The 17997-nt window shown below is 70.2% G+C and carries 16 protein-coding genes; 10 read left to right on the forward strand and 6 right to left on the reverse strand.

Going from position 1 to position 17997, the window contains the following annotated elements; translation table 11 throughout:
- Window positions 1–76: 76 nt before the first annotated feature.
- The 5 genes from gap to QC283_RS19805 all read left to right on the forward strand — a co-directional run bounded on the left by gap (window position 77) and on the right by QC283_RS19805 (window position 5373).
- Window positions 77–1075, forward strand: a complete 999-nt coding sequence (gap, locus tag QC283_RS19785) for a type I glyceraldehyde-3-phosphate dehydrogenase (protein WP_279562899.1) — start codon at window positions 77–79, stop codon at window positions 1073–1075.
- A gap of 49 nt (window positions 1076–1124) precedes the next feature.
- Entirely contained in the window at window positions 1125–1622 is a 498-nt protein-coding gene (locus tag QC283_RS19790) for a peptidylprolyl isomerase (RefSeq protein ID WP_279562900.1), read from the forward strand.
- A 148-nt stretch (window positions 1623–1770) separates the two neighbouring features.
- Entirely contained in the window at window positions 1771–3249 is a 1479-nt protein-coding gene (locus QC283_RS19795; RefSeq protein ID WP_279562901.1) for a glutamate-cysteine ligase family protein, read from the forward strand.
- Between the two features lie 53 nt (window positions 3250–3302).
- Window positions 3303–4145 carry a class II glutamine amidotransferase gene (locus QC283_RS19800; RefSeq protein WP_279562902.1) on the forward strand — a complete coding sequence of 281 codons (843 nt, stop codon included), beginning with the start codon at window positions 3303–3305 and terminating at the stop codon, window positions 4143–4145.
- A 289-nt stretch (window positions 4146–4434) separates the two neighbouring features.
- Window positions 4435–5373 carry a TauD/TfdA dioxygenase family protein gene (locus tag QC283_RS19805; protein WP_279562903.1) on the forward strand — a complete coding sequence of 313 codons (939 nt, stop codon included), beginning with the start codon at window positions 4435–4437 and terminating at the stop codon, window positions 5371–5373.
- 55 nt (window positions 5374–5428) lie between these two features.
- Here the strand turns inward: QC283_RS19805 and QC283_RS19810 are convergent, their stop codons facing one another.
- From QC283_RS19810 to QC283_RS19825, 4 genes are all read right to left on the reverse strand, one after another.
- A complete protein-coding gene (locus QC283_RS19810; protein ID WP_279562904.1) occupies window positions 5429–7252 on the reverse strand; it encodes a glycoside hydrolase family 2 protein in 1824 nt (607 codons plus the stop codon).
- 68 nt (window positions 7253–7320) lie between these two features.
- Window positions 7321–8220: a carbohydrate ABC transporter permease gene (locus QC283_RS19815; RefSeq protein WP_279562905.1), complete on the reverse strand. Its 900-nt coding sequence runs from the start codon at window positions 8218–8220 to the stop codon at window positions 7321–7323.
- 2 nt (window positions 8221–8222) lie between these two features.
- Entirely contained in the window at window positions 8223–9176 is a 954-nt protein-coding gene (locus tag QC283_RS19820) for a carbohydrate ABC transporter permease (protein ID WP_279562906.1), read from the reverse strand.
- A gap of 21 nt (window positions 9177–9197) precedes the next feature.
- Window positions 9198–10589 carry an extracellular solute-binding protein gene (locus QC283_RS19825; protein ID WP_279562907.1) on the reverse strand — a complete coding sequence of 464 codons (1392 nt, stop codon included), beginning with the start codon at window positions 10587–10589 and terminating at the stop codon, window positions 9198–9200.
- Between the two features lie 137 nt (window positions 10590–10726).
- Between QC283_RS19825 and QC283_RS19830 the strand changes: the two genes are divergently transcribed.
- The gene (locus QC283_RS19830; protein ID WP_279562908.1) at window positions 10727–11782 is read left to right on the forward strand and encodes a LacI family DNA-binding transcriptional regulator; all 1056 of its coding nucleotides are present in this window, start codon (window positions 10727–10729) and stop codon (window positions 11780–11782) included.
- A 21-nt stretch (window positions 11783–11803) separates the two neighbouring features.
- Here the strand turns inward: QC283_RS19830 and QC283_RS19835 are convergent, their stop codons facing one another.
- On the reverse strand, window positions 11804–13288 hold the full coding sequence (locus tag QC283_RS19835; RefSeq protein ID WP_279562909.1) for a family 43 glycosylhydrolase: 1485 nt from the start codon (window positions 13286–13288) through the stop codon (window positions 11804–11806).
- Window positions 13289–13504: 216 nt separating this feature from the next.
- Between QC283_RS19835 and QC283_RS19840 the strand changes: the two genes are divergently transcribed.
- The 3 genes from QC283_RS19840 (at window position 13505) to QC283_RS19850 (ending at window position 16583) form a co-directional block, all read left to right on the forward strand.
- Window positions 13505–14992, forward strand: coding sequence for an NCS1 family nucleobase:cation symporter-1 (locus QC283_RS19840; protein ID WP_279562910.1), 1488 nt, complete (start codon window positions 13505–13507; stop codon window positions 14990–14992).
- Window positions 14993–15016: 24 nt separating this feature from the next.
- Window positions 15017–15742, forward strand: coding sequence for an aspartate/glutamate racemase family protein (locus QC283_RS19845; RefSeq protein ID WP_279562911.1), 726 nt, complete (start codon window positions 15017–15019; stop codon window positions 15740–15742).
- Window positions 15743–15887: 145 nt separating this feature from the next.
- Window positions 15888–16583 (forward strand): GntR family transcriptional regulator, encoded by a 696-nt coding sequence (locus QC283_RS19850; protein WP_279562912.1) that lies wholly within the window; start codon window positions 15888–15890, stop codon window positions 16581–16583.
- A gap of 25 nt (window positions 16584–16608) precedes the next feature.
- Here QC283_RS19850 and sigJ read toward each other — a convergent pair whose 3' ends face one another.
- Window positions 16609–17529 (reverse strand): RNA polymerase sigma factor SigJ, encoded by a 921-nt coding sequence (gene sigJ / locus QC283_RS19855; protein ID WP_279562913.1) that lies wholly within the window; start codon window positions 17527–17529, stop codon window positions 16609–16611.
- Window positions 17530–17631: 102 nt separating this feature from the next.
- Here sigJ and QC283_RS19860 point away from each other — a divergent pair, with 102 nt between their 5' ends.
- A complete protein-coding gene (locus tag QC283_RS19860; protein WP_279562914.1) occupies window positions 17632–17994 on the forward strand; it encodes a hypothetical protein in 363 nt (120 codons plus the stop codon).
- Window positions 17995–17997: the final 3 nt, after the last annotated feature.

Consider the following 17997-nt stretch of genomic DNA (forward strand, 5'->3'; position numbering starts at 1 on the left):
ACTCACGCCGCTGCCGCGGGCGGACGCCGCGCGCGAACCTGGTGGCACCGCACGGCGCAACGGAAGGGCATCCCTCATGACTCGCATCGGCATCAACGGATTCGGCCGCATCGGACGCAACGTGCTGCGCGCGCTGCTCGAACGCGACAGCAAGCTCGAGATCGTCGCCGTGAACGACCTCACCGAACCCGCCACCCTCGCCCGGCTGCTGGCCTACGACTCCACGGCCGGCCGGCTCGGCCGGCCGGTGACCGTCGACGGGGACACCCTCGTCGTCGACGGACACCGCATCAGGGTCCTCGCCGAGCGCGAGCCCGCACGGCTGCCGTGGGCCGAGCTCGGCGTCGACATCGTGCTGGAGGCCACCGGCCGCTTCACCTCGGCCGACGCCGCCCGCGCCCACCTCACCGCGGGCGCGAAGAAGGTCCTGGTCAGCGCGCCGTCGAACGGTGCCGACGTCACCCTCGCGTTCGGCGTCAACAACGACGCGTACGACCCGGCCGCGCACACGATCGTCTCGAACGCGTCCTGCACGACCAACGCGCTCGCGCCGCTGGCCGCGGTGCTCGACGAGCTCGCCGGCATCGAGCACGGCTTCATGACGACGGTGCACGCCTACACGCAGGAGCAGAACCTGCAGGACGGTCCGCACCGCGATCCCCGCCGGGCCCGCGCCGCCGGGGTCAACATCGTGCCGACCACGACGGGCGCCGCGAAGGCGATCGGCCTCGTGCTGCCGAACCTCGACGGCAGGCTGTCGGGCGACTCGATCCGCGTGCCGGTACCGGTGGGTTCGATCGTCGAACTCAACACGACCGTCGCCCGCGACGTGACGCGTGACGACGTGCTGGCGGCCTACCGCGCCGCCGCCGAGGGCCCCCTCGCCGGCGTGCTCGAATACTCGGACGACCCGCTGGTCTCCTCGGACATCACGGGCAACCCCGCCTCGTCGATCTTCGACTCGGCCCTGACCCGCGTCGACGGCCGCCACGTCAAGGTGGTCGCCTGGTACGACAACGAGTGGGGCTTCTCGAACCGGGTGATCGACACGCTCGGACTGCTCGCCACACGCTGAAAGGACGGCCGGTGCGACATCACGAGGGCTCACAGGTCACAATGGTGCGATGAGCAATTCCAAGGTTTACTTCGACATCGACATCGACGGTCAGGATGCGGGCCGCATCGTCTTCGAGCTCTTCGAGGACGTCACCCCCAAGACCGCCAAGAACTTCCTCGAGCTGTCCACCGGCGAGCACGGCTTCGGCTACGCGGGTTCCTCGTTCCACCGCGTGATCCCGCAGTTCATGCTCCAGGGCGGTGACTTCACCCGGGGCGACGGCACCGGCGGCAAGAGCATCTACGGCGAGAAGTTCGCGGACGAGAACTTCCAGCTGAAGCACACCGAGCCGTACCTGCTGTCCATGGCGAACGCGGGTCCGAACACCAACGGCTCGCAGTTCTTCGTCACCACCGTCCCCACCCCCTGGCTGGACGGCAAGCACGTCGTCTTCGGCAAGGTCGTCGAGGGCACGGGCGTGGTCGACAAGATCGAGGGCTACGGCTCCTCCCCGGCCGGCCGCACCTCCGCCAAGATCACGGTGCGGGAGTCCGGCAAGCTCTGAGAGCTGATCGGCCGCACAAGGACGTGAACCCGACGGGGCCCATCGCACACGGTGCGGTGGGCCCCGTCCCGTCCCGTCTGGTGAGGGGCGCCAGGTGGTGCGACGCTGGGGTGGAGAGCGTTGGAGGAAGGCGACCCCGGGAGGACCGATGGGACGGGACGTCCCGGCGCTGGTCTTCACCCGCGAGGACCGCCGCCGGTACCGGATCAAGATGCAGGAGTGCCTCGAGGCCTTCGCGCAGATGCTGGGCGAGTCACGGTTCGAGACCGAGCGGCCCCAGGTGGGGCTGGAGATCGAGCTGAACCTGGTCGACGACGAGGCCGAGCCGGCGATGTGCAACAGCGACGCGCTCGAAGCGATCGCGGACCCCGCCTGGGCCACCGAGCTGGGCCGGTTCAACCTGGAGATCAACATCCCGCCCCGCCGGCTGACGGCGGGCGGCCCCGACTCCTGGGAGACCGAGATCCGCGCCGCCCTGAACCACGCGGAGGACCGCGCCGAGTCGATCGGCGCTCATCTGATCATGGTCGGCATCCTGCCCACGCTGCGCGAGGCGGACGTGGGCGAGGCCGCCCTGTCGGAGAACCCGCGCTACCGGCTGCTCAACGACCAGGTGTTCGCGGCCCGGGGCGAGGACCTGCACATCGAGGTGGACGGCGTCGACCGGCTGCGGGCCTACGCGGACACGATCATGCCGGAGGCCGCCTGCACCAGCACCCAGTTCCACCTCCAGGTGTCCCCCGACGAGTTCGCGGACTACTGGAACGCGGCCCAGGCGATCGCCGGGGTCCAGGTGGCCCTCGCCGCCAACTCGCCCTTCCTGCTCGGCAAGGAACTGTGGCACGAGAGCCGTATCCCGCTGTTCGAGCAGGCCACCGACACCCGGCCGCAGGAGATCAAGGCACAGGGGGTGCGGCCCCGGGTGTGGTTCGGGGAGCGGTGGATCAACAGCGTCTTCGACCTCTTCGAGGAGAACCTGCGCTACTTCCCCGCACTGCTGCCCCTGTGCGACGAGCAGGACCCCGCCCAGACGCTGGACCGCGGCGACATCCCCGACCTGGGTGAGCTCACCCTCCACAACGGCACCATCTACCGCTGGAACCGGCCCGTGTACGCCGTCGCCCACGACAAACCGCACGTCCGGGTGGAGAACCGGGTGCTGCCCGCCGGTCCGACCGTCGCCGACACGCTCGCCAACGGCGCCTTCTACTACGGGCTCACCCGCGCCCTGGTGGAGGAGGAGCGGCCGGTGTGGTCGCGAATGTCCTTCTCGGTCGCCGAGGACAACCTGCACACCGCCGCCCGGCACGGTATCGATGCGCGGCTGTACTGGCCCGGTATGGGCGAGGTGACCGTGCCCGAGCTCGTGCTGCGGCGGCTGCTGCCGCTGGCGCACCGGGGACTGGAGCTCTCCGGCATGGACGCGGCCTGGCGGGAGCCGCTGCTCGGCATCATCGAGCAGCGGTGCGTCACCGGGCGCAACGGCGCCGTCTGGCAGAAGGAGATGTTCCACCACATCGACGCCGGCGCCCATCCGGGCCGTCACGAGGCCCTGCGCCGGATGACACAGCAGTACATGGACTACATGCATCTCAACGCCCCGGTGCACACCTGGCCGGTCGACTGAACGTCCGGGGCGACCCGCGCGGCGCGCGCCGAAGACCAGGGAGGCGGCAGACGATGTGCCGATGGCTTGCCTACTCGGGAACGCCCGTGCTGCTGGAGACCATCCTCTACAAGCCCGAGCACTCTCTGATCGACCAGAGCCTGCACGCCCGGATGGGGGTCGAGACGACGAACGGGGACGGGTTCGGCGTCGGCTGGTTCGGCCCGGAGATGACGACCCCCGCGATCGTCCGGGAGATCGGGCCGGCGTGGAGCAACCGCAATCTGCGGGAGATCGCGAGCCATGTCCGCTCATCCCTGTTCTTCGCTCACATCCGGGCCTCCACGGGCAGCCCGGTGCAGCAGACCAACTGCCACCCGTTCCGCCACGGCCGCTGGATGTGGATGCACAACGGCGCGATCGCCGACTTCCACCGGGTCCGGCGCGAACTCGCGCTGGCCGTCGACCCTCGGCTCTTCCTGGACATCGAGGGTTCGACGGACTCGGAGATGATGTTCTTCCTGGCGCTCACGTTCGGCCTGGAGGAGGACCCTCCGGCGGCCGTGGCACGGATGGCGGGGCTGGTGGAGGAGGTCGGTCATGAGCACGGCGTCCAGTACCCGCTGCAGATGACGGTCGCCGTGACCGACGGACGGCGGCTGTGGGCCTTCCGCTACTCCAGCCAGGGCGCCTCACGGTCCCTCTACTACAGCTCGCGGGTGGAGAGCCTGCGCGCGCTCCACCCGGACCTGCCCTTCCTCCGGGAGGCGTCCGACGAGACCCGCCTCATCGTCTCGGAGCCCCTGGGCGATCTGCCCGGCGTATGGAACAAGGTGCCCGAGAGCAGCTACGGCGTCGTCCAGCCCGAGGGGGACGTCATGCTCCCTTTCACCCCGCGGCCGGTCCGGCCCGGTTGACAGGGACCCTGGAAGATCACACAATCGGTGCCATGACCACATACCGGTTCGGCATCACGGCGGAGTGTCCCCGCGTGCCCGAACGAACCGGGTGTGAGCGCTCCGGCCGATAACGGCCGTCCGCGAGCCGAGGTCCCGACGCGCGCGCCGCGTCCCGAACCGACCGGCCTTCCTTTCCGGCGAACAGCCCGGAGCATCTGCGTTTCCCATTTCTTTTCCCTGGCCAGTCGGCGATGACGCGTACCGCCATGGCCCGGCTGACCCGGCCCACCGCAAGGGGAGGACTCCCATGACCGTCACGACCGCCGGCCCGACCGTCGATCTTCGCGAAGCACACATTCCGGGGGACGGTATGTACGAGGGCCGGCGCACACTGCGCCGACTGCCCGAGGGCTGGGAGGAGCGGCCCTACGAACACTTCGAGGTCGTTCCGCAGGCGCGCACCATCGGGGCCGAGATCCGCGGCGCCGACCTCTCGCGCCCGCTCGGTGCCGCCCTGCGCGAAGAACTGAACCGCGCCCTGCTGGAGTGGAAGGTGCTCTTCTTCCGCGCTCAGCACCTCACCTCCGACCAGCAGCGCGACTTCGCGGGCAACTGGGGCGAGCTGGAGACCAACCCCCTGCTCGCCGCCGGTTCCAGCGACGACGTCGTCCGCTTCGACAAGAGCGCCGGGTCCGCCCCGACGTACGAGAACGTGTGGCACACCGACGTCACCTTCCGCGAACGGCCCGCGCTCGGCGCCGTCCTGCAGCTGCGCGAGGTGCCGCCGTTCGGCGGGGACACCATGTGGGCGGACATGGCGGCCGCCTACGACAACCTCCCCAAGGAGGTGAAGGACCGCATCGACGGCGCCCGGGCCGTGCACGACTTCATCCCCGGCTTCGCCAGGTTCTACGGACCCGAGCGGCTGATCCCGCACCAGGACCTGTTCCCGCCCGTGGAGCACCCCGTCGTGCGCGTCCACCCCGAGACCGGGCGGCGCATGCTGTTCGTCAACACCTCCTTCACCACCCACATCACCGGCATGGACCGTGACGAGAGCGACCGGCTGCTGCGCTTCCTGTTCCAGCAGGCACACGTCCCCGAGTACCAGGTGCGCTTCCGCTGGCAGCCCGGCGACATCGCCTTCTGGGACAACCGCGCCACGCAGCACTACGCCGTGGGCGACTACGGCTCGGACCGGCGCATCGCCGAACGCGTCGCCATCGAGGGCGACCGTCCCTTCTGACACCGCGCGACCGGAGGGCCGGAGGCGATCGCCGCCTTCGGCCCCCGGAGGTTCGCTAGGCCGGGTCCTGGTCCTCGATCGCGGCCGGGCGCAGCTGCGCGGCACGGATGCGTCCGACGTCGAGTTTCAGGCCGCGGTCGAACCGGTAGATGCCGTTCTGCTCCTGGAAGACGTCGGTCAACTGGGTGTAGCAGTAGCCGAACATGTCGCGGTCGCCCAGCAGCACCTCCGTCAGGCCGCTGAACCGTTCGTGGAACTCGTCCTCGTTGCGGACCCGTTCCCCGTAGCCCCAGGACTCGGTGCGGTCCTCGCCGGAGCGGTCGGCGGCCGCCTCGGGGTCCCACCAGATGCCGCCGAACTCACTGACGAAGTACGGCTGGCCGCGGTAGGGCTGGGAGTAGGGGGCTCCGTCGTCGTAGGCGTTGACGAAGGGGGCGTCCTTGGCGAGGCCGGACATCAGCTGCCGGAAGGCGGCCGGGTCCTGCTCGTAGTTGTGGGCGTCGTAGATGTCGGTCTCGGCGACCCGGTGGGCGTAGCCGGAGGCGTCGATGACCGGCCGGGTGGTGTCCATGGCCTTGGTGGCCAGGAACATCGCCCGGGTCACGGCGTCGAGCTGGGTGACGCGGTCGTGCAGCTTCTGGTAGGTCTCGTTGAGCGGGCACCAGCCGATGATCGAGGGGTGTGAGTAGTCGCGTTCGAGGGCTTCGAGCCACTGGCCGACGTAGGAGGCGTCGGGCTGCTGGTTGTCGCCCGAGGAGCCGCCGGTCTCGCAGCCCCAGTCGCCGAACTCGCCCCAGACCAGGTAGCCGAGACGGTCGGCGTGGTACAGGAAACGCTCCTCGAAGACCTTCTGGTGCAGCCGGGCTCCGTTGAAGCCGGCTTCCATGGCCAGCTCGATGTCCCTCACCAGCGCCTCGTCGGTCGGGGCGGTCATCAGCCCGTCCGGGTACCAGCCCTGGTCGAGGACGAGCCGCTGGAAGAGCGGGCGCCCGTTGAGGGTGACGGCCTTGCCGCGCAGTCCCACGGCGCGCAGCCCGGCGTAGCTCTCGGCGCTGTCCACGACCTGCCCGGCGGCGTCGAGGAGTTCGAGGCGCAGGTCGTACAGGTGCGGGTCGCCGGGGCTCCACTCGCGTCGCCGGTCGTCCGGCACCGGCAGGTGCAGGCGCGGGGCGAGGTCCAGGTCGGCACGTGCCTCGGCGCGGGCCACCTCGCCGTGGGCGTCGCCGAGGACGGCACGTACCCGGTGGCCGGGCCGGTTGCCGGACAGGGGCAGTTCGAGGTGGAAGGCGGAACCGGCCAGGTCGGGCGTGACGCGGGGGCGGCGCAGGTGGAGGTCGGGGACGGGCTCCAGCCAGACGGTCTGCCAGATGCCGGTGACCCTGGTGTAGTTGCAGTCGTGGTTGGCGTACCGCACGGCCTGTTTGCCGCGCGCCTGCGGGCCGGACCTGGGGTCGCGGGCGCGGACGGTGACGACGACCTCGTCCCCCGCCCCGGCGACGTCGCCGAGGTCGGCGGTGAAGGGGGTGAAGCCGCCGCGGTGCCGGGCGACCTCCTTGCCGTCGGCCCATACGGTGGTGTCGTAGTCGACGGCGCCGAAGTGCAGCAGCACGCGGCGTCCGGCCCACGCCGCCGGCAGGGCGATGGCGCGCCGGTACCAGACGGCCTCCAGGAAGTCGGTGTCGCCGATGCCGGACAGTTCGGACTCGGGCGGGAAGGGTACGAGGATCTCGCCGCGCAGTTCCCGGTCGAGCAGACCGCGCTCGAGTCCGCTGTCCCCCCGGTCCGTCTCGAACTGCCAGGCGCCGTTCAGGTTGAGCCAGTCGCGGCGCACGAACTGCGGTCGCGGGTACTCCGGGCGCGGTGCGGAGTGAGTGGGCACACATGCTCCAGTCGATCGGTGGGCCGGCGCGAGCGCCGGACCCGTGTGTACGGCTGTGGGGGTGTGATTCAGGAACCGCCGAGGCCGGTGGTGGCGACGGAGTTGACGATGCGGCGCTGGAAGAGGAGGAAGACCACGATCAGCGGGAGTGCCGCGAGCAGCGCGGAGGCCATGGACTGCGCGTACTGGATGCCGTAGGCGTCCTTGACCGTGGCCAGGCCCACCGGGAGGGTCATCAGGTCCGGGTCGTTGGTGACGATGAACGGCCACATGAAGTTGTTCCACGCCCCGATGAAGACGAAGATCGCCACGGCGGCCACGATCGGCCGCGAGAGCGGCAGCACGATCGACCGGAAGACGCGGAACTCGGAGGCGCCGTCGATCCGGGCCGCCTCCTCCAGCTCCTTGGGGATGCCGTCGAAGAACCGCTTGAGGATGAACACCATCATGGGTGCGACGACCTGGGGCAGGATGACCGCCGCGTAGGTGTCCACCAGGTCGAACAGGAGCATCTGCTCGAACAGCGGCACGACGAGCAGCTGCGGCGGGATCATGATGGCGGCGACGGTGACGGCGAGCAGTGCCCGGCGCCCTCGGAACGTGCCGCGCGAGAAGCCGTACGCCGCGAGGGTGGAGACCACCACCGTGATCAGTGTGACCAGGCCGGCGATGAGGAAGCTGTTGAAGGCCCAGACGGTGACGTTCCCGCGTTCCAGGATCTGCTGGTAGGCGTCCAGGGTGAAGGCGCCCTTGAACGGGGACAGGCCGGCGGTGGCGATGTCCTTCTCGCTCTGCAGCGAGGTGATGATCGCCCACAGGAAGGGCACCAGCCAGACGACTGCCAGGACGGTCAGTGCCGTGCCGGCCAGGACGCGGGGCAGCCGGCCGTGGCCGAGGAGCAGGGGGGCGCCGGTCTCCGCACGGGGTGGACGGCGCCGCGGGCGGACGGTCGTTGCGGTTGCGGACACGGTCAGTCCTCCTGGCGGAAGAGGCGGAGCTGCACGAGCGAGACGACGACGATGAGCGCGAAGAAGAGGTAGGAGATGGCCGAGGCGTAGCCGAGCCGGTAGCCGGTGAAGCCGACGTCGTAGACGTACTCCAGGACGGGCCGGGTCGAGCCGCCCGGTCCGCCCTTGGTGAGGATGTAGATCTGGTCGAACACCTTGAGCGACGCGAGGATCTGGAGCATGGCCACCAGCGCGGTCGTCCTGCGCAGTTGCGGCAGGGTGATGGACCACAGGCGCCGCCAGGCGCCTGCACCGTCGAGCGCCGCCGCCTCGTCGAAGGTCGAGGGCAGGGACTGGAGCGCCGCGAGGTAGAGCAGGAAGTTGAAGCCGACCGTCCACCAGACGGTGAGGGCGGTGACGGACCACATGGCGACGGACTCGTCGGACAGCCAGCCGACGGGCTCCATGCCGAGCGCGCCGAGAAGCTGGTTGCCCATGCCGAGGTCCGGCTGGTAGAGCCAGGTCCAGATGATGGTCACCACGGTGACGGGCAGCAGGTAGGGGGCGAAGAACGCCAGTCGCCACGCCCACTGTCCGGCGAGCCCGCTGTGCACCAGCAGTGCCATCGCCAGCGCGACCAGCACCAGTGGCACGCTGGAGATGGCGGTGAAGAAGAGCGTGTTGCCGAGGCTGCTCCAGACGTCCGGATCGCCGAGCGCCTCGGTGTAGTTGTCGAAGCCGACGAAGCTCGTGTCGCGCAGGGCGAGCGAGCTGTCGGTGAAGCTCATCCAGAGCCCCTGCACGATCGGCCAGACCATGAAGAGGCCGAAGACGAGCAGGAACGGCAGGACGAAGACGAAGCCCGAGCCCGAGCCCGGGGTGACGCGCAGGCGGCGCAGGACGGCGCGGCGGCCGCCCGCGCGTGCCTGGGGCGGATCGGTCTTCACCTCGGCGCCGGGGGGTGCGGTGGTGGTCACGTCGGTCACTCCTTCTCCTGGTCAGGCCACCGGGTCGGGCTGCCGCAGCAGCGCGTCCGCCTCGCGGACCATCTGACGTACCGCCTTCTCGGCGGACGTGTTGCCCAGCAGCGCCGACTGGAGCGGCTGACACATCCGGTTCTGGAAGTTCGAACCGGCGCCGACGAACCAGTTGGGCGGGTCGAGCACCGCCACCTTCGCCGCGTCCGCGTAGGAGGACTGCGGCTCGAGGGCGGCGTACCCCGGCTCCGCGAGCACGGGCTGATAGGCGGGTATGTGGCCCGCGCTCGCCCAGGTGAGGCTCTGCTTGAGTATCTCGGCGACGTACCGGTGGGCCTCGCGGCGCCGCGCGGGGTCGGGGTTCTCCTGGTGCGGGAGGACGAAGCTGTGGCTGTCGGTGTAGACGGCCGGCCTGTCGAAGACCTGCGGGAAGGGGGCGGCGCCCAGGGGGAAGCCGGCCTTCTTCAGCGTCGGCAGTTCCCACTCCCCGAGCATGGCCATGCCGCCGCGGCGGCTCGTGAAGGCGGCCAGCGCTGCGTTGTAGTCCAGGTTGTTGGGGTTGGTCCGGCCGTCGAAGAGCTGTTTCATCAGCGTCACGACGCGTATGGCGGCGTCGGTGTCGATCTGCGGCGCACCGCCGTCCGGCAGGGTGAACTCGGCGCCGGTCTGCGCGTAGAGGCCGGCGAACAGGCGCCAGTTCTGTGCCGTGTCGGTGACGTGACCGAACAGGATGCCCGCCTGGCCGGTCGCCTCGGCGAGGGCCTTGCCCGCGTCCAGGAGGGCTTCGGGCGATCCCATCGGAGCCAGCTCACCCGAGGGGTCCAGGAGCCCGGCGCTCTCCGCGGCCTCCTTGTCGTAGAAGACGATGAACGGGTGGACGTCCAGCGGGATCGCGTAGACGGTCCCGTCGTGCTGCGTTCGCTCCCAGACCGCCGGCGTGAAGTCCTTCCGCGTGACACCGAACTCGGCGAGCAGGTCCAGGTCGAAGGGGTCCACCAGACCGCCGGGCGCGTAGCCCGCCAGCCGGGACAGATGCATGGCGGCCACGTCGGAGGCCCGGCCGCCGGCGGCGGACATGGCGAGCTTGGTGTAGTAGGACGGACCCCAGTCCAGGATCGTGCGGTCGATCTCGAAGCCCTTGGCTCCCTCGGGCCCCTTGGTGCCCCCGGACCCCGTGGACACGGCCTCGATCATCTCGTCCATCAGCATGCCGTCGCCGCCCTGGAACAGGTCCCAGACGCTCAGCGCGGAGGCTCCGGAGGCGGAGGCCCGTGAGGCGCAGCCGGACAGCGGGGCCGCGGCGAGCAGGGCTCCCGCTCCGGCCATGGTGTGGCGCAGAAGCCGACGGCGGCTGAGGCGGCGTACCGGATCGGACACGGACGACACCCCCTGGGCAGGCAAACGGGAACTCATCGCGGACCTTTCGACGGCCGGACGCTCATGCGGTGGCTTGTTTTTACATCGATGTACATTGGCTGTAAAGAGCTGGGGCGGTCCGTGCGGTTCCGGGACATAGACTCGGCAGTCGCGTGAGAGGCAGGGAGGTCTCGGTGGCACGGCCCAGGATCAAGGACGTCGCACGTCATGCGGGCGTTTCGGAGAAGACGGTATCCAATGTCATCAACGACTACGCCCATGTCTCCGACCGGACCAGGCAGGTGGTGCGCGAGGCCATCGAGCAGCTCGGGTACCGGGTGAATCTGGCAGGCCGTCATCTGCGCAAGGGCCGTACCGGCATCATCGCCCTGGTCGTTCCCGAACTGGACATCCCGTACTTCGCCGAGCTGGCCCGGCATGTCATCCGCGAGGCCGAGCAGTGCTCCCTGACCGTCCTGATCCATCAGTCCGGGGCGGACCGCGCCCATGAGCTGGCGGCGCTGGCCGGTTTCGGTTCCACCTTCGTGGACGGGATCATCCTGAGTCCGCTCGCCCTGACCGCCGACGACCTGCGCGATCGCGTGGGTGCCCCGCCCACCGTGCTGCTCGGGGAGCTGCTGGAGGAGGGCGCGGACCATGTGGCCATCGACAACGAGCGCGCCGCACGCGAGGCGACCCACCATCTGATCGGTCTCGGACGCCGCACCATCCTCGCCGTCGGCGGGCGCGACGACTCGGGCCTGGGGACCGCGGAGGCCCGCACCCGCGGCTACCGTGCCGCCCTGTCGGAAGCGGGCATCGCCTACGATCCGGCCGCCCTGCTGCCGGTCGACTCCTTCAGGATGCCTGACGGCGCGGACGCCGTGGCGCGGGCGCTGCGCGACGGCGCCCGGCCCGACGCCCTGCTCTGCCTCAACGACCAGCTGGCACTGGGCGCGTTGCGCGCCCTGCACGAGCACGGGGCCAAGGTGCCCGAGGACGTCGCCGTCATCGGCTTCGACGACGTGGAGGGCGGGCGGTTCTCCGTACCGACGCTGAGCACGGTGGCCCCCGACAAGGCGGCGGTGGCCAGGGTCGCCGTACAACTGCTGCGGCGTCGCATCGAGGAGGCGACGGGACCGGACGGCGCGAGCGCGGCCACCGAGTCCGGGGTGCTGTCGCCGCAGGACCGCATCGTGGCCCACCGGCTCGTCCTGAGGGAGAGCACGGAGGGCCGCGAGCGGCTCTGACGTGGTGGTCGGCCGGGCGTGTCAGTTCACGTAGACCTCGGCGCGGTCGACGCTCACGAAGGACGCCCCCGACTGGGAGTTGTGCTCGCCCGTCACCCGGATCCGCAGGGTGTGGTCGCCGTACGCGAGCCGTGGGCTGACGTACTGCACCGCCTCGCCGACGCGGATCGGGCCGTGGAAGTCCAGCCGCCGCTCGGGGCCGCCGTCGACGCTGACGGCCGCGTAGCCGTTGCCCGTGTCCTTGACGGAGAGCAGGACGATGCGGGTACCGGTGAAGGAGAAGGTGGCCGTGGCACCGGCCCGATCGCTCCAGTGGTCGTCACCCCAGAAGCACTGCGTGGCGCAGCCCGTGCCGGAGTTCCAGGCACCGGTGTAGGTGACGCCACCGGGGCCGGCGGCGCGGCCGTCGTCGTTGATCCAGTAGTTGCCGGTTCCCGGGTCGCCGGACGGCAGGTTCTGGGTGGCACCCGTGGCGAGCGGCCGGCCGAAGTCGGGACTGCCGTCGGCTCGCCAGGTGAACTTCTGTGCCCGTGTGGTGCGGTTGGTGTAGGTGTACGCGGACGTGCTCTTGGCGTGGTAGACGATCCAGTCCTCCGTGCCGTCCGGGGACGTGAAGAAGGCGTGGTGGCCCGGCCCGAAGACGCCCCGGTCGTCGGCCCGGGAGAACACCGCGCCCTGGTGCTGGTGCCAGTTCCCCGGCACGAGCGGGTCGGCGTCCAGCGGCATCGACATCATCCACACCTGGTAGTCGGGCTTGCCCGTGTCGCAGGTGGAGTACGTCATCCAGACCCGGCCGCCCCGGTAGAGGAACTCCGGTCCCTCCCGCACCTCGGGGCATCCGCCGGCGGCGTCGATGGCGACGGCGTCGCCGGAGACGGTGTACGGGTCGGACAGCGGGGCGATGTTGATTCCGTTGTGCTGGTACTGGTTGATGCCGCTGTACGCGAGGTAGAGCCGGCCTCCGAGTTGGAGGATGCCCGCGTCGATGGCGAAGTCGTCCGCGTGGTTGGGCGGGGCGAGTTTCGCCTTGAAGTGGTACGGGCCGGCCGGGTCGTCGCGCTCCGACTCCAGGACGTAGAGGCGGTGGTGCTCGTCGACGCCGTCGTCGGCCGTGTAGTACAGGTACCAGCGGTCGCCGAAGCGGTAGAACTCCGGGGCCCAGATGTTGCGGTCGCGGGACGGGTCGGTGTCCGTCCACACGGTGACCGGGTCGGCGGTCGCCAGCGTACCCAGCGACGGGGAGCGCCACATCTTGATGCTGTCGCCCTGCGTCGTCGTGAGGTGGTAGTTCCCCTTCCAGTGCGTCATATACGGGTCCGGCCCGGTGTTGAGCGGGTTGCGGAACGTGCCGGACGCAGCGGCGTCCGCACGGGGTGCCGGTGACCGCGAAGCCGCGGCGGCCGGCGCGGTGAGCGCGGGCAGCAGGCCCACGACGAGGCCGAGGAGGGCGGCGACGAGCAGGCCGACGTGCACGCGGGGACGGTGCGAGGGGCTGGGAAGAAGCACGGTGGTCCTTTCCACAGCTCTTTACATCGATGTAATGGCGGGGCGCCAGGCTAGGGACGCCTCGCATCACTGTCAACAGGGCCGCAAAATGGTATTCCATTTGTCGCAGACCTCTTGACGATGTTCTTCGGCGATAACTACGTTCTGTTCATCGGAACGCCGCTTCCGCTTTGTGGAACTCTCCAACTCCCCGCATCCTGATCCCAGGAGTCCCGTATGACTGCCCTGGAAGACCGCCGCTCGTCCACGGAGACCAGCGACACCGCCACCAGCTCCGGCCTCTACACGTACGACCTGGCGCCGACGAAACGGGAAGGGCGCCGCTGGGGGGCCTACAACGTCTTCACGCTCTGGGCCAACGACGTGCACAGCCTGGGCAATTACGCGTTCGCCCTCGGTCTGTTCGCCCTCGGACTGAACGTGTGGGGCATCCTGGCCGCCTTCGCGCTCGCGTCGGTCCTGCTCTTCCTGCTGCTGACGCTGTCCGGGTTCATGGGGCACAAGACGGGCGTGCCGTTCCCGGTGATGAGCCGCATCGCGTTCGGCATCAAAGGGGCGAAGATCCCGGCCGCCGTCCGAGGCATCGTCGCCATTGCCTGGTTTGGTATCCAGACTTATCTCGCCGCCGCGGTGCTGAGCACTCTCCTGGTGGCGATGTTCCCCGGCCTGGCCCGCCTGGACACGAACTCCCTGCTCGGCCAGTCGACGCTCGGGTGGATCACCTTCCTTCTCCTGTGGGGCCTGCAGGTGCTCATCGTGAGCTACGGGATGCAGATGATCCGCCGGTACATGGCCTTCGCGGCGCCCACCACGCTGCTCACCATGTGCGCCCTCGCGGTGTGGATGTTCGTCCGGGCGGACGGCTCGGTCTCCCTGTCCAACGGTGAGCCGTTCACCGGCGGCGCGATGTGGCTCCAGGTGCTGCAGGCCGCCGCCCTGTGGGTCGTGATCTACGGGACGTTCGTCCTGAACTTCTGCGACTTCACCCGGTCCGCGAGGAGCCGCGGCGCCATCGTCCGCGGAAACGTGGTCGGCATCCCGGTGAACATGCTCTTCTTCGCCGGCATCGTGGCGGTCCTCAGCGGCGCGCAGTTCACTCTCGACGGACACGTCATCACCAGCCCGACGGACATCGTGCGGACCATCCCCAACATGTTCCTGCTGGCCGTCGCCTCACTCGCCCTCATCGCGCTGACGGTGGCGGTGAACCTGCTGGCCAACTTCGTGGCACCGATCTACGCCCTGGTCGACCTCTTCCCGCACCGGCTCGACTTCCGCCGGGCCGGCCTGGTGAGCGCGGTCCTGGGCCTGGTGATCACACCCTGGAACCTCTACAACAGCCCGGTCGTAGTGAACTACTTCCTCGGCGGGCTGGGCGCCCTGCTCGGTCCCCTCTTCGGCGTGATCATGGCGGACTACTGGCTGCTGCGGAAGTCCCGGGTCAACGTGCCGGCCCTGTACACCGAGGAAACCGGCGCCGAGTACCACTACCGCCGCGGCTACAACCCGCGGGCCGTCGCCGCCTTCGTCCCCAGCGCCGCGATCGCCGTCGTCGTCGCACTGGTGCCCTTCTTCCACGCCGCGGCCGGGTTCTCCTGGTTCGTCGGCGCGATCATCGCCGCCGCGCTGTACGCGGTCATCGCCGACCGTGCCTCGCCGATCCGCGACGTGGACGGCGAGACCATCGCCGTCGCCGCGGAATAGCCCACCTCAGCGGAAGGCCCACCCATGCGCATCCTCGTGGTCAACGTCAACACCACGCAGTCCATCACCGACGCGATCGGCAAGCAGGCGGCCGATGCCGCCTGTCCGGGGACCGAGATCGTTCCGCTCACGCCCGCCTTCGGCGCCGAGTCCGTAGAGGGGAACTACGAGAGCTACCTCGCCGCGGTCGCCGTCATGGAGACCGTCCTCGCCCATCCGGAGCCCTTCGACGCGGTGATCCAGGCCGGATACGGTGAACACGGCAGGGAAGGGCTGCAGGAACTGCTCGACGTCCCCGTCGTCGACATCACCGAGGCCGCGGCGAGCACCGCCCAGTTCCTGGGCCGACGCTACTCCGTCGTCACCACCCTCGACCGCACGGTCCCCCTGATCGAGGAGCGGCTGGAGGTGGCCGGGCTGGGCGCCAGATGCGCCTCCGTACGCGCCAGCGGGCTCGCCGTCCTCGAACTGGAGCGGGACGGACAGGCCGCCGTGGAGGCCATCGCCGAACAGGCCGCCCGTGCCGTCGAGGACGACCGGGCCGAGGTGATCTGCCTGGGCTGCGGCGGCATGGCCGGCCTCGTCGAACGCGTGGTGGCACGTACCGGTGTCCCCGTGGTCGACGGGGTCGCCGCCGCCGTGACGATCGCCGAGTCACTGGTCCGTCTCGGCCTGACCACGTCCAAGGTACGCACCTACGCACGCCCGCGCCCCAAGCGGATCGTCAACTGGCCCCCGAAGGCCGGATGACACGTCCCGTGCCGTCCCTCGCCCCCGGCCTGCGGCCGACCACGGGTCATGCCGGCCGCGGGGTATTCTGACGAGCCGCCCGACCGACGCTCCGCACCGGCGCGGCCGGCGCGACTCGGAACGGGGAGACAGACGAAGGACGGCGATGGCTGCGTCACAGGGCTTCATGCCCGAGTCCGATCGGGTCACGCGGCAGTTGCGCGACGAGATCATCGACGGTGCGCGACGGCCGGGCAGCCGCCTGGTCGAACGGGAGCTGGCCGAGGCACTCGGCGTGAGTCGGCTGCCTGTCCGGGAGGCTCTCAAGACCCTGGTGTCCGAGGGCCTGGTGACGCCGCGACCGCGGACCTGGGCGGTGGTACGGGAGTTCACCACGAGCGACATCGCCGACCTCGACGAGGTCCGCTCGGGCCTGGAGACCCTGGGTTTCCGGCTCGCCGCCCAGCGGCACACACGCGCCGGGCTGGACAAGCTCCGCGCGACCGTGGACGCCGAACTGGAGGCGGCCCGCGCGGGCGACGCGGTACGGGCCCGCAGGGCGGCGGCCGACTTCCACCAGACGGTCATCTCCCTGGCAGCCAACGAGCTGCTCAACGAGCTCGAGCGCGTCCTGCGCAGCCGGCTGCGGTGGCTCATGGGCCAGCACGACGACCTGCTGGGCGTGGCACTGGAACACGAGGCCCTCTGCCAGGCCATCGCGGAGCGCGACGTGGAACGCGTACAGGCGCTCGTCCTGCACCACCTGGCGACCAGCCGCAGCGCGGCCCTGGGCCATCACGCGCGGGAGCAACGGGAGAGCCGGGGACCGGCGGAGCAGGCGCAGGGAGAGGGAGGGTCCTGACCACGCGGGCCGGACGGCGGTGACATCACGACTCCCCGGACGGATCCCGGCCCTCCCGCATCCACGGCCGCAGCTTCTCCGGATTGCGGACCACCCAGATCCGGGTGACGCGGCCGTCGGTGACTTCGAACGAGGCCACGGTCACGACGGCGCCGTCGCGCCGGGCCACCAGGCCCGGCACACCGTTGACCGACCGCCGCAGGAGTTCGAGCCCAGGAGCCTTGTCGGCGATGGCGACCATGTACTGGGCGATGCGCGTGCCGCCCTCGATCGGACGTAGGGCGGTACCGGCCATGCCGCCCCCGTCGGCGGTCATCACAGCGGCCGGATCGAGGAGGTCGACGAGGGCCGCGATGTCCTTGGTCTCCCATGCCGCTTTGACCTGCCGTACCGCGTCGGCCTGCCCGGCCGCCGCCGTCGGAGCGCGCGCGGCGCGCGCCCGCCGCCGGGCGGAGGCCGCGAGCTGCTTGCAGGCCGCGGGAGTCCGGCCGAGGACGTCGGCGATCTCGGCGAAGGGGTAGCGGAAGACGTCGTGCAGGACGAAGGCCACCCGCTCGGCGGGTGTCATCGACTCCAGGACGACGAGGAAGGCCATGGCCACCGATTCGTCCAGGACCATCTGGTCGGCGGGGTCGGTGCCATGGCCGTGGTCCCACTCGGCGTGGTCGGGCAGCGGATCGGGCAGCCACGCGCCGACGTAGCGTTCCCGCCTGGCCCGCGCCGAGCCGAGCACGTCCAGGCAGACGCGGCCGGTCACCGTCGTCAGCCAGGCGCCGGGGGACACGATCTGCTCCCGCCGGCCTTGTGGCAGCGCGTACCAGCGCGCGTAGGCCTCCTGCACGGCGTCCTCGGACTCGGCCAGTGAGCCGAGCAACCGGTAGGCCACATTGATCAGTTGGCGTCGCTCACCGGCTGTCTCATCGGTGCGCGCCCCCGCCGCCCCCATACTCCCGACCGCCTCCTCGCCTTACCTTTCGCGGGCCCGCGTCGTCGGGCTGGTGAGACCTTACCGATCTACCGCCCGTGGGCGGAAAGAGGGGACCGTGACATGGCAGCCTCGGCAACGACACAGCGCCGCTTCTCGTTTCTGCGGATCGCGATCGCCGTGCAGACCCTGACCATCTTCCTCCAGGCGGTCTCCGCCGGACTGCTGATGTCCTCGTCCTACGGAGAGGTGCTGCACAGTGCCGGAGCCCGCGTGATGTACGGGGCGTCGATGCTGTACGTGCTCGCGGCGGTGCTGGCGTGGAAGCCGGGCGGCGGCTCGCCCCGGCCCGTCTGGCACGCGTCCGGCTTCCTCGTCCTCGCCTCGGTCCAGGTGGTGGTGGGCATCGCCCACGTGCCGTCGGTCCATCTCCCCCTGGGCGTCCTGATGTTCGGTCTGAGCGTGCTGGCGCTGGCGCGGCGCTGAGGT

Source organism: Streptomyces sp. DH41 (genome assembly GCF_029813785.1).
Lineage (GTDB): Bacteria > Actinomycetota > Actinomycetes > Streptomycetales > Streptomycetaceae > Streptomyces.